This window comes from Pseudoalteromonas sp. SG45-2 (assembly GCF_014164115.1).
GTDB classification, from domain to species: Bacteria; Pseudomonadota; Gammaproteobacteria; order Enterobacterales; family Alteromonadaceae; genus Pseudoalteromonas; species Pseudoalteromonas distincta.
In genome coordinates this window covers 69,201-82,911 of the sequence record NZ_JACJEO010000004.1, presented here as the reverse complement: position 1 = coordinate 82,911, position 13,711 = coordinate 69,201, and the positions used below count along the sequence as shown (strand labels likewise).

Sequence of the window (13,711 nt, the reverse complement as noted above, 5' to 3'; positions counted from 1 at the left end):
TACCGGTGCAAACTTATCAGGTCTTAACGATGGCGAATTAACTGCCACAGCCACAGTCAGTGATGAAGCTGGCAATACAGCAACCGATACAGACACCGCCATTCACGATAAAACAGCAGTAACCACCATACAAATGGGGGCTGGCGATGACTTAGTTAATGCGAACGAGCAAACAAATGTTGTTGTGAGTGGTCAGGTTACTGATATCGAGCCGACGAATACAGCAACAGTTACTTTTACTGATGAAAGTGGCGAACTCGTTACTATAAACAATGTTACGATTAATAACGACGGCAGTTGGGAAGTTGATAGTGCAGATATTAATACCCTTGCCGATGGCACTATTACTGCTACTGTAAGTGTATTTGATGAGGCCGGTAACCAAGCCGAAAATAGCACAACCTTTGAAAAAGACACCCAAGCTTCTATTTCTATTCCAAGCGAAAGCAACGACTTATTGATTAATAATGCAGAAAAATCGGCTGTAGTTATTAATGGTCAAAGCGCCAATATAGAAGAAGGTAAAATCGTTAACATTACTGTCTCTGATGGTAATGCTTCGGTAACAGGGCAAGCGACTATTTTAGCTGATGGTACATGGCAAAGTAACTCACTCGATTTGACATCCCTTAATGAGGGGGCATTGACTGTTACAGCAACAACTGCTGATACCGCAGGCAACACCGCTGATGCAGATCTTAACATTGTTAAAGACACACAAAGTGCTGTTACGGTAAATGTGGGCGATGACGCTGTTATTAACGATGCTGAGCAAAGCACTGCTAAAGTAGCAGGCACAGTATTAGACGTAGAGGCTAATCAAAGCGTAGCAATTACCATCAAAGACAGTGACGGCAGTGTTGTATTTAATGGCACTGCTAATGTCGACAATGACGGCAACTGGCAATTAGATAGCAGCATATTAAATGCATTATCAGATGGTGATTACACCGTTGATGTAACGACACAAGATATAGCGGGCAACGAGGCAACAAACAGCCTTGATTTCACAAAAGATACGCAAGCCAGTACAACGCTCGTGCTAGAAGACTCAGTAATAAACGCAGCAGAAGATGAAGCGGTAAGCGTAAGTGGTGTGGTTGATGATGTAGAGTCAACCAATAGCATAACCGTTACCTTTATAGATAAAGACGGCACAAAAGTGACCGTTGATGATGTAACCATAAATGCCGATGGCACATGGGAAGTAAGTGACGAAGACATAAGCTCACTTGCAGATGGCAACATAACTGTAAGTGTTAGCGTATTTGATAACGCAGGTAATGAAGCGGTTAATACGACAAGCCTAACAAAAGATACTGTTGCTAATGTCACGGTTGATATTGTTGATACAGACGATAGCGTAATAAATGGTGCTGGTGAAAATACAAACGTTACTATAAACGGCACTGCCGTAGGCGTAGAAAATGGGCAAACGGTCACCGTAGTAGTCAGTGATGGCACAAATAGTGAAACTTTCACCGCACTCGTTACTGATGAAGCGTACACAATCACAGGCGCAGACGTATCAGAGCTTAACGATGGCACATTAACCGCCACAGCCACGGTAAGTGATGTCGCAGGCAATACAGCAACCGCTACAGACACCGCCATTCACGATAAAACAGCCGTAACCAGCATTGATGTTGCAACAGGTGACGACACTGTTATTAATACCGCAGAGCAAAGTGATGTAGTTGTAAGCGGTGTAATAGAAGAAGCAGATACAAGCCAAACTGCCACGGTTGTCTTTACCGATGTGAACGGAGACAAAGTTACTGTTGAAAACGTAGCTATTGATGCAGATGGTGAATGGCAAATAGCGGCTACGGATATTTCAACGCTAGCAGATGGTGAAATTACAGCAAGTGTTAGCGCATTAGATGTTGAAGGCAATTTAGCCACAAACGAAACCAGCTTTACTAAAGACACCACAGTTGCCGTAACGGTAGATATAAACGATACAAGCGACAACGTAATAAACGGCAATGGTGAAAACGTAAGCGTTGAAATTACAGGAACTACAACCGGCGTTGAAGATAACCAAACAGTCACGGTGGTTGTAAAGGATGCAGCGGGTAATGAGCGCAGCTTTGAAGCGACGGTTATTAATAATGCCTACACGATTACCGGTGCTGATTTATCAGGGCTAGATGACGGTACATTAACCGCCACAGCCACCGTAAGTGATGTTGCAGGCAATACCGCAACCGATACAGACACAGCCATTCACGATAAAACCGCAGCAACCACCATTGAAATGGCAGCAGGCGATGATGTTGTTAATACTGATGAGCAGGGTAATGTTGTAGTAAGCGGTGTAATAGAAGAGGCTGATGAAAATCAAACCGCCACGGTGGTCTTTACCGATGTAAATGGTGACAAAGTCACAGTCGAAAATGTAGTTATTAATGCCGCGGGTGAGTGGGTAATTAATGCCACTGATATATCAGAACTTGCTGATGGAGAGATTACCGCAGAAGTGAGCGCACTTGATATTGAGGGCAATTTAGCGACTAATTCAACAACTTTCACTAAAGACACCACCATTAATATTGATATTGATACTGGTGAAAGCGGCATTAACAGTAGATCATTTAAAGACGGTGAAGTAACCACGTTAAATGGTACAACCGATGCTGAACCAGGTTCTATCGTTACACTTACGATTTTTGATGGCACTACTAGTGAAATAGTGACTGCAGCAGTAGCAAATGGTGGAACTTGGACTGTTAACGGTATAGATGTATCTGAGCTTGATGATACACAGTCGTGGACTATTACAGCAACCGTTACCGATTCTGCAGGAAACACAGCGCAAGATATCGCACCCACATTAGATGCGCTTGATAGCCAAACATTAAACGAAAGTAATACTGCAAATGGCGGCACAAGCTCAGCGACTAGTTCAATAGAAATAGATAACGCTGACCTTACATTAAGTACAAACCAATCTGGCCTTGAAGGCTTAACGGTAGACGGCAGCCCTGTTTCGGTTACCTTAGCAAATGACGGTTTATCGTTAGAAGTTAAAGACTCTCAAGGCAACTTAGTGTTAAGTGTGGCGCTTGCTGGCGGTGAGCTTACTACCACGTTACACGCCCCCATTGATCATGAAAGTGAAAGTTTACTAACAGATATTTTTGTCGATGCGTTGCAAACAGATGCCGATGGCACAACCGAACTTGTCGTTGTACCAACATCCGTTACGATTACCGACTCAGCCCCACAAAGCAGTGACGACAGCTTTACAGTCACCGAAGCAGACACTGATGCAGGTAGAGTATCAACAGGTAGCTTAGTCACAAACGACAGTGTAGTAGAGGGCGCACCAACCGTTACAAGTGTAACATTTAATGGCACTGATTATGACGTAACCACAAGTACACCAGCCACGATAGTAACCGATGAAGGTACTTTAACGGTTAACAGCGATGGCACATGGAGCTTTAACGCGCTTGATAAGCGAGACTCAACGCCTTCACCACAGTTTACTATTGAATACACAATAGCAGATCGCGACGGTGTAGGTAGCTCTACCAGTACAGCTACATTTACAGTACAAGATGGCAGTGCGGGCAGTTTTACTAACCAAGCAACCACCTACACTGAAAGTGACTACGGCGTTATTACCACGAATAACAAAAACTTTGATGTTGTGGCAGGCTCTGATGCATTAGTTGCCGATTCAATCACCTTTGATGACACTATTTCAAGTTTAGATTCGCTTAACTTAACAAGTTCAGGCTCTGCTATTACCTTTGTTTTAAGTGAAGACGGAAAAACAATTACAGGCTCAGCTAATGGCAGCGAAGTTATTCGCTTTAGCGTAAGTGCAACGCAAGATGCAAATGGCAAAGATTTAGATGCTAAGGTTCAAACAACAGTAAGCTTACCCCTTGATAACCCTAATGGAGAGAATATTGATTTTGCGCTTTCTATTAATGGGGAGGACAGTGATGGTACAGCAATCAGCGGTGCGGGTAACGTAACCATAACCGTTCAAGATGGCGGTGGGCCTCAGGTTGAAGATACCTCAGAAACACCTATTAGTATTGACGAAAGTGGTTTAGACCCCGCTAATAATACCACCGTATCTCAGCAAGGTACCGTGAGCACAACAGTTGGCAGTGACACAATAACATCGCTAGCATTCTCTAGTGATTCACAACCAAATTTAACTGCCGGTGGTGTCGCGCTTGTATACACTTTAAGTGATGATGGAAGAACGATAACGGCAAATACTGGCGAAGGTACAGAAACAATTTTTGTAGCGACGTTACCCGACATTAATGGCACGAGTAATCAAAACTTAACATACGAGTTTACGCTTTACCGTCCATTTGACAACACAATAGAAGGTACCGGCGTACCATTGCAAGTCGAAGTGATAGATAATGATGGGGACAGTAATACGACCACATTAAACATTACCGTTAATGATGGCGGGGCAGAGCATACTCAAAATGATATTACTTTAAATGTTTCTGAAACACCTAACAGCGTGGCTGACAATAACGAAGATGGAGATGGCCAAGCAAATACTGATACTGATACCTCATTTACAGTAACAGCAGGTCTTGATGATGTAGTGGACATGCAAGTTAGTATTACTGATGGGGCAGCGGTGCTTGATAGTAATGGTAATCAGCTAACGCAAACTACGCTCGATGAGAACGGTAATGCTGTCACCACAAATATTGTTTGGCAAGTTAATAGCGACGGTACCGCACAAGGTATTTTAGAAGGCACTTCAACCGAGGTCTTTAAAATTACGCTACCAGATGTAGATGTAGCAGCACAAACGTCTGAAACCTACTCAATTTCATTTGAAATAACAGGTGCAATAGATCATATCAATGGTACTGATACACCTCAAATCGTGATCCCAGTATATACAAAAGATACCGATAACTCACAGGTTACAAGTAACGTCACGGTGACATTAAACGACGGTACCGATCCTGTAATAGCTGACTCAGCTGCAAGTGTTGATGAGACTAACCTTAGAAATAATGACCCAATTACAACTACGGGGCAAATTACAGTAACGCAAGGCTCTGATGAAGTTGTAGAAATTAAGCTTGCAGATAACTTTATAGCAACCTTTAACGGCGGAAGTTACGTTACTGCGGATGGAAATAATCCAATTACATTAAACGATAAAAACGCTGATGGCTGGTATATCGCTACAGCAAATGGCGAAGATGTTTTACGCGTTAAATTTAATCCTGATGGCTCTTACACTTACGAGCAATTTACAGCAATTAAACACCCTGATGCTGACGGAACAAATACGCAAGATATCAGCTTTGATGTAACTGCTGTTGATGCTGATGGCGATACTAATAACGCAGCAGTAACTATTACAGTAACTGATGATACACCAACAGTAGATACCACACCTGTCGCTGTTAACCTTGTTGAGGGCGGCGGTAAAACACTCGAACTGCTTGATATTAATAGCAGTAACTTTGTTGGTAACACCAATAACCCAGGTGCAGATGGTGCTAAATTAGCTTCATTTACTTATGGTGGTACAAAGTACATTGCGTTTGACTCAGGCTCTGATTCAACCGGTAACTATAAAGAAGTTGCCTTTAAAGGTGAGGGTGACAGTGATACATCTGGCACATTAAGAGTATACGAAAGCGGTAAAGTAGTGATTACAACTGACGAGTTTGCTCAAAGCGATAACGAAGATTTTACAGACTCAATTAGCTATACCGTTATCGACAATGATGCTGATAAAGCAACAGGAAGTATTGATTTAAAAATAAGTGATTACAAAGGTGAGCTAACCGTTGAAGCAACTGACATTAATGAAGATGCCACTGACGGTAGCGGTAACGCTAACAATACACGTAGTGAAGTGACCATTACCATTGATAGAGGTGATATTTCTGACCAAGAAGAGACAGTCAGTGAAATAAAAATTGAGTTGGCGTCTTTACAAGGCGGAGAGCTTTACCTCAATGGTAGTTTAGCTACAAACAATGCCAATGTTACAATTGTGAATGGCTATTATGTATTTACAGGCGCTGCATTAACTACTAACGCTGATGATACAGTGACAGTTGCTAATTTAACTTATCAACCAGCAGAAAACAGCTCCGATTTTTCTAATACGGTTGAATTTAAAGTTGAAACCACAATAACTATCAAAGATGGTGGAACACCACGAGAGTTAAGCGATTCGACTACCATTTCAGTTGAATCAGTAGCCGATACCCCAGAGTGGGATACAGGTAATGCTTACCAATACACCCTAGATGAAGACTCACCTGAAAACCTCATTATTAGTGCAGCATTAACTGATACTGATGGCTCTGAGAAATTGACTTATGTAATTTCAGGTTTAGATGAAAACTTAGTACTTAAAATTGGTGGCAGAACAATAACCGAAGGCGCAATACTCACACAAAGTGAACTTAACAAATTAACGGTTAGTAACAAATTACATTCAACTGGCGAATATACGTTTGATATTCAAGCAACAAGTACAGAAAAAGACAATAACAACACAGCAACAGCTGACAAACAAACGGTTACAGTAACGATTAATCCAGTAGCCGACGCGCCAAAACTAGCTGTGCGCGTTGATACAATTAACGAAGATTCAAACCCTCAACTGAGTGACCTAATAAACGGACTGCTCGTTGATACAGATGGTTCTGAGCGTCTCAAGTACGAAATAGAAATACCAACATTTATAGATGCTAATGGTGATGAGCAAGTTGTTACATTATTAGATGGTAATGGAGATGAAGTAACCCCAGTTAATGGTGTTTACACTATTTTTGACACTGACTTAGCAAATTATACGCTTAAGTTACCTGAGCATTTAGCGCAAGAAAAAATTGCACTTAAAGTAAACGCAATTAGTGAAGAAGTTGTAGATGGTAATGTTGTTGATAGTGCAGAAACCGGCGTAAAAGAATTTACCTTTAAAGTAGTGGGTGTTGCAGATTCACCCGTATTAACAAGCAATAATGACTGGGTATATGACGACTCAGGGCTTACTTTAGAAAATACCACCGGTGTAGAAGATGAATTACTCACGCTCGACTTTTTATTCGAAAGTGAAGACACCGATGGCTCAGAAACCGTTAGTTTAGTAATTTCAGAATTACCCGATGGTGTAACGCTTGTAAATGCAATAACGGGAGAGCCTGCTAATTTACCTGTTGTAGGTATTGGCGCTAATGGCAACCCTAAGTACAGCTTGTTAGCCAGCGAGTCTGGTAATTATGCATTAAAACCAAGTGCCGATTTTAGCGGTAACGTTGACTTTAATATTACAGTGGTGACTACTGAGCCAGATACAGGTGAATTTAACACAAAAGACACGGAAATTAAGGCAAGTGTTACATTTACGCCGGTTATTGACTCCACTAACTTAAATACAAATGTTGTTGGCAATGAAGACAGCCAAATCTCACTTAAATTAAATCCCGACCTCTCAGATGTAGATGGTTCTGAAAGTATTACAAAAGCGATTATTAATAGTATTCCAGATGGTACAACGCTTTACATAAACGGTGTTGAAACAGCTGTTGGTAGTGGAATAGATGTTACCGACTACTTAAATACAGATAGTGTTACACTCAAACCTGATGAAGATTACTCAGGCGAGCTTAGTGTTGAGATAACTTACACCGTACAAGATACTTCTGCTGCTGTATCAAGTGATATAAGTGCAAATATTACGGTAACTGTTAATGGCAAAGTAGATGTAGCCCCAAGCATTGAGGCTGACGGCGCTGTTACTCGTATCGAAACCACAGATGAAACCATTACTAATGAAGGAAGTGCTAATGAGCGTCAAATTAATTTAACTGGCGTTGCATCATTCATTGAAGAGGATATTGATGGTTCTGAGCATATAACATATATCGAAATTATCTTGCCAAAAAACTCCTCATTAAAAGTTATTTACATGCAAGATGGTGAAAACATAGCCTCGCCAGATGGGACTGGTCGCTGGGTTATTCCTATAGACGCTGGTACAAGTGACGCCGCTAAAGACAGCATAAACGATTTGCTTAATAACGTAATTATTGAAGCTAACTCATCTACTGGTTCTGACGTTGATGTGACAGTTAATGCACGCGTTAAAGACGGTGACGACAGCGCCCTTATTAGCGGAAACTTTAAAGTACGGTTTAATATTGATGGCGAAGGAGAAACGACTACTGCATCGCCAGTTAATACGTTACAAATAGAAAATGTTACGGCTGATGAAGGCGGTAGCGTTACTTTTGAGGAAAGTGACTTTAATTTAGGTGAAGATTTATCTCAAGATGTTGATGATAACTATAACGATGTAATTACTATTTATGTTGAGCAGAGCAGTTTGCCAGAAGGCTTCACTATTGAGGGCGATGGTATAATTGCGGTAGAAACAGACACTGGTATAGAGTACATAATCCCTGAAAGCTCGCTAAGTACAATGGTTATTAACAGTAACGACAGTGACTACTCTGGCTTATTAGAAATTCCAGTAAAAATAGTTGCCGTAGACCCAAGTGGCGACCGCGAAATAGATATAACCCAATCATTAAGTGTGGATATTAACCCTGTAGTTGATGGTGGCACCCTTGCTGCTGCAACGCAAACGATTACTGAAGACAATACAAATACATCACTTGGTATTACGTTTACCTCAACAGACGAAAGTACAGATACTGAAGATGGTGGTGTTGAAGAAATTGATTTTACTCAGCCAATAACAATTGAGTTACCAGATGGAGGTACATTATATGACCCTTCAGATAATTTTGAGTTACAAACTGATGGCAGTTATTTATACAAAGGTAATGGCAGTACATTTGACGATGATTTAGCCGGTGTTGGGATTAACCCTCCTGAAAATGCCAAGGGTGATTTTGATATTAATATTAGCGCTACAGTAGTAGATAGAGCTACGCTTTCGACAGGTGAAGTAAAAGCGAGCTCTACTATTAACCAAACAATTACAGTAAATGTAACACCTGTAACAGACGGTGTTATGCTTACTGCTAATAGCGTTACTGGCGATGAAGACAGCGAAATTATACTTACGGGATTAGCGGCTACTTCGCTAGATGACTCCGAAACTACCTATTTTACAATTAGCGGTGTACCAAAAGGTGCCACTCTTATTGATGCGGTAACAGGTGAAGAGCTACAAATAATTAATAATGGTGATGACGGCTCAGAAAATGGCACAACGAGCTGGACTATTCCTCGAAGCTTACTTGAAGGGAATGCAGATAATATTGTATTACTTCCTCCTCTTGATTTTAGTGGAGACATAACACTAAGTTTAAATGCAATTAGCCAAGATGGTACACAGGGCGAGTTATTACAGCAATCACAAAGCTTTAACGTGAGTGTTAACCCTGTAGCAGACACGCTTGATTTTAGTCAAAAACCAGAAGATAACTATTCAGGTGACGAAGATAGCAACGTAACTATTGATCTTGCTGCCTTTAGCACTGAGGCCGATGGCACTGAGCAAGTGCAACTTAAAGTTATTATTAATGGTGATACTTCTGACTCATCGGCATTAGCTGAGCTAGAAAATGGCTATATAGAGCTTGCTGATGGTACTAAAGTTAACTTTGCACAAGAGGGTAATAACTATATTGCTACCGTAATAAGCGAAGAAGGTAGTGGTATAGAAAACTTTGACTTTAACGCCGGTGGCCTTGCGTTTGGCACGTTTAATATGAGCGTTGAGGTAGCGACTATGGATAGCGCAGTTATTAATGGTGAAACCGTTACTGTAACTGGCACACCTGAAACGTCAGACTTTATTGTAGAGTTAGAACCACAAGCAGACGCGCCGTTATGGACAGCCGCTAATGATGTAACCAGTAGCTCAACTAATAATATTGCACTTAACCTTGATGTTGATTTACAAAACCCTGCAGCAGATGAAACCGGCTATATTGAAATTACTGGCTTACCTGATGGATACAGCTTTAACTTTGGAGATAAAGTAGGTGATACGTGGACCGTTGATATTGCTGATATTGAAAATCTTGAAATAGTTGATGGCACTGCTGGTGATAGTTTTGACTTAACGTTAACTGCATTTTCAACACTTAACGGTGAAACACAAGAGGCTTCGCCTGAGGTAGTAAATGTAACTATTTCTGATTCGGCTACAGCTAGCTCAGCGCGTACCGCAAGTGCGAGCGGTGACAGTGGGCCTGATTATAGCGATATGTCTGGCAGTGGTAACACAGCACATGATGAGACGATTGCAAGTATGACCAGCGGCGATCAAAACGTATGAAGTTAATCCTAAACCGAGAACAAATATTAGCACTTGGTAAGCATATTGCCGATGCCTTGCATTTACGCCATCAAAGCGACAACTTATTACTTGGTTTGCCAAGTAATGAGTTTTCGGCGCATCATTTAGAGCAAGCATTAAGTAATATTAATGTGAGTGCGCAGCAGCAAACTACGCCAAAACATTATGCTTACCCTGCTTTGGCGCTTGATAAAGAAGGCTACTTTTGGTTTTTTGAAAATGATGGTAAAAGTACTTTTAGCTCACTTGATGAAGCAAAACCTAAGCAATTAAGTGATATTGATAAAGAGCTTATTTGGTACTTGTCGCACGATAATGTAACTGATGAGCGCTCAGAAAAACTTCATACACGTATTCCTAGTTGGCTAAAGCCTGCATGGGATCAGGTTAAACCATTTTATAATTCGTTGTTACTCGCCTCGCTAACCGTTAATTTATTAGCTTTAGTAGTGCCGTTGTTTACCATGAACGTATACGACCGCGTTGTGCCTAATGCTGCGCTCGATACCTTATGGGTACTTGCAACCGGCGCAACAATAGCCATTGTGTTTGATTGGTTATTAAAGCAAGCGCGCGGGCATTTAACCGATGCGGCTGGCAGGCAAATAGATTTACGTATTAGCAGTATGTTGTACGCTAAAGTGCTAGGTATGCGCCTTGAGCAGCGCCCAGCCTCTGCAGGTGCTTATGCAAAGCAAGTGCAAGACTTTGACAGCGTGCGAGAGTTTATAACCTCAGCGACGCTTGTATCGGTAATCGATTTACCTTTTACACTGCTGTTTTTAGCGCTTATTTTTTGGCTAGGTGGCTTAATTGTTTTAATTCCGGTTGTAGTACTTACCTTGGTTGTTATTACAAGCGCGGTATTACAAGCAAGACTGAGTGAAAGTGTTGAGCAGGCATCTAAATTGTCAACCCAGCGCCAAGCGTATTTAATCGAAAACCTGAACCAGCTTGTTGAGCTTAAGCAAATGAACGGCCAAGCAGGCGCGCAACAAAAGCTTGAACAAACACTCGCACAAATGGTTGATTGGCAAAATAAATCACGCCATAGCGCCACAACACTTACGCATACAGTTGCAAGCCTTAGCCAATTTACCAGTATTGCGCTTATTGTGTTTGGTGTTTATTTAATTAGTAACGGCGACATAAGTATGGGCGCACTGATTGCTATTGTTATGCTGAGTGGGCGCGCATCGGGTTCTATTTCGGCTTTAGCTGGGCTTGTTTTAAAATATAAACAAACACAAACAGCCATTGAGTCGGTTAAAAATATAATGGCGCTTGAGCAAGAACAAAAAAGTGGCGAAAACACGATTAATGCGCCTGTAAATGGCAATATTACAGCCCGCCATTTGAGCTTTCAGTACCATGAGCAAGAACTTGAGGCAGTGCACAGTATTAACTTTGAAATTAAGCAGGGCGAAAAAATAGGTTTATATGGCCGTGCAGGCTCTGGTAAGTCTACCTTGCTTGCAATTATTGCTGGGCAGTACAGAGCTACATCAGGTCAGCTTTTAATTGACGACATAGATATAAGGCACTGGTCGTTAAGTGCGCTACGCAAGCAAAGTGGCTGGGTAGCACAAAGCCCAAGCTTGTTTTATGGCACAGTGCTTGAAAACATTACTCTAGGCGCACAAAATATAACCCCAACAAACTTAACCAATGCATTAGTTAAATCTGGCGTAAGTCGTTTTATTGACCGGTTGGAGTCGGGGCTGGAAACACAGGTTGGCGAGTTTGGTCGGTTTTTATCGGGCGGACAACGTCAAGCTGTATGTATTGCGCGTGCTTTATTAAAAGACGATAACGCATTACTTATTTTAGATGAACCTTCGTCGGCTATGGATGCAGGCCACGAAAAACTCCTCATTAAAACCCTTCAGGATCGCACTGAAACGGTGGTTATTTCGAGTCATCGTAAAGATATGCTGACTATATGCGACAGAATATTTGTGCTCGACCACGGTCGCTTAAAAAGTATAGAAACACCAAGCTCATTATTTAGTAATAAAGTGCATGGTGGTGTAAAACTAGTAAGTAAAAAAGTGACAAGGGTGAATACAGAGACTGGGAGTTCTTCAACCAATGGCTGATTTATATATGGGGCAGCTACAAGCTGCAAAACAAGCTAAAAGATTGGTTATTATAGTTTTTGTATTACTTTTTGCTGTGGTTTTGTGGGCTAAATTTGCTAAGCTAGAAGAAGTTGTTGTAGGTCAAGGTGCTGTTATACCAGTACAACGTGTTCAAACTATTGAAAACCTTGATGGCGGTATTTTAAAAGAAGTTTTAGTACGTGAAGGGCAAATTGTAGAGGTGGGTGATCCGCTTTTACTGATTGATGAAACCCGATTTGCTGCTGCTTATGCTGAATCTAGTCAAGAAAAAGGTTCGTTATTAGCAAGACGAAACCGTCTAGTAACTGAATTGAAAAGCGTTACTTTAAATGAAGAAAGCAGTTTTGGCGCTAATATAGAACGCTTAGAAATACCTAGAAAAGATATTGCTGTAGATGTGTATAAGCAGGCATACAATACGTATACTTCAAGACTTACACAGCTTGAGTCTCAGCTACAGCAGCGCACGCAAAACCTACTCCAGCAGGAGCAAGCCAGTGTAGAGCAACGTGCAAATATATCTGCGCTTAAGCAAAGGCTAAAGCTCACAACACGGGAAGTACTGTTAACTCAAGGTGCTGTAGATGCGGGTGCTGTTGCCGAAATGGAGTTGGTTAAATTGCAACGAGACGAAATTGGCATGCAAGGTGAATTAAACCAAGCCAATGCGTTATTACAGCAATTAAAAGCGGCAAAAAGTCAGGTAAAAGAAGAGCGAAAAGCGATAGTATTTGATTATTTAGCGGATACACAAAATCAGTTAGATGAAGTGAGTAACGAGCTTGCTAAAATTCAACAAAGTAGCAAATCACTCGAAGATAGACTTATAAAAGCACAAGTTAGATCGCCAGTACGTGGTACCGTAAAAAATATTGTATCACGCTCTATTGGCAGTGTAATTGACCCCGGCGAGGTGATGATGGAAATTGTCCCTCAAAACGATTTGCTTTTAATTGATACTAAAATTCAACCAAAAGATATCGGTTTTATTCGAGTGGGCATGGCTGCTAAAGTTAAGTTTACTGCTTATGACTTTGTAATATACGGTGGACTTGAAGGTGAAGTTACTTATATTGGTGCAGATGCTCAGTATTTAGAAGATGGAACTGCTTATTATCAGGCTTATATTAAAACAACAATAAGCCAAATAGCAGAGCAAGCAATAATCCCAGGGATGCAAACGCAAGTAGATGTTATTACTGGAAAAAAAACTGTTTTAGATTATTGGCTAAAACCTTTGCTTAGAGCAAAAGCCAATGCAATGCGTGAACCATAATATAGG

The 13,711-nt window shown here is 41.2% G+C and carries 3 protein-coding genes; all 3 read left to right on the top strand.

The annotated features are described in order from the left end of the window. Window positions 1-100 precede the first annotated feature (100 nt). From H5116_RS03615 to H5116_RS03605, 3 genes are read left to right on the top strand one after another with little or no spacing between them, the layout of a single operon-like run. Window positions 101-10,285 carry an Ig-like domain-containing protein gene (locus tag H5116_RS03615; RefSeq protein ID WP_310735985.1) on the top strand — a complete coding sequence of 3,395 codons (10,185 nt, stop codon included), beginning with the start codon at window positions 101-103 and terminating at the stop codon, window positions 10,283-10,285. Then, complete coding sequence (locus H5116_RS03610; RefSeq protein ID WP_182715577.1) at window positions 10,282-12,405, top strand: ATP-binding cassette domain-containing protein; 2,124 nt, start codon at window positions 10,282-10,284, stop codon at window positions 12,403-12,405. The genes H5116_RS03615 and H5116_RS03610 overlap by 4 nt, the downstream gene beginning before the upstream one ends. After that, the gene (locus tag H5116_RS03605) at window positions 12,398-13,705 is read left to right on the top strand and encodes an HlyD family type I secretion periplasmic adaptor subunit (protein WP_182715576.1); all 1,308 of its coding nucleotides are present in this window, start codon (window positions 12,398-12,400) and stop codon (window positions 13,703-13,705) included. The genes H5116_RS03610 and H5116_RS03605 overlap by 8 nt, the downstream gene beginning before the upstream one ends. Window positions 13,706-13,711 lie beyond the last annotated feature (6 nt).

What these genes read in the sequence shown, in the direction of transcription:
- H5116_RS03605 (WP_182715576.1), top strand. Translation starts at nt 12,398, where the DNA reads ATGGCTGATTTATATATGGGGCAGCTACAAGCTGCAAAACAAGCTAAA.
- H5116_RS03610 (WP_182715577.1), top strand. Translation starts at nt 10,282, where the DNA reads ATGAAGTTAATCCTAAACCGAGAACAAATATTAGCACTTGGTAAGCAT.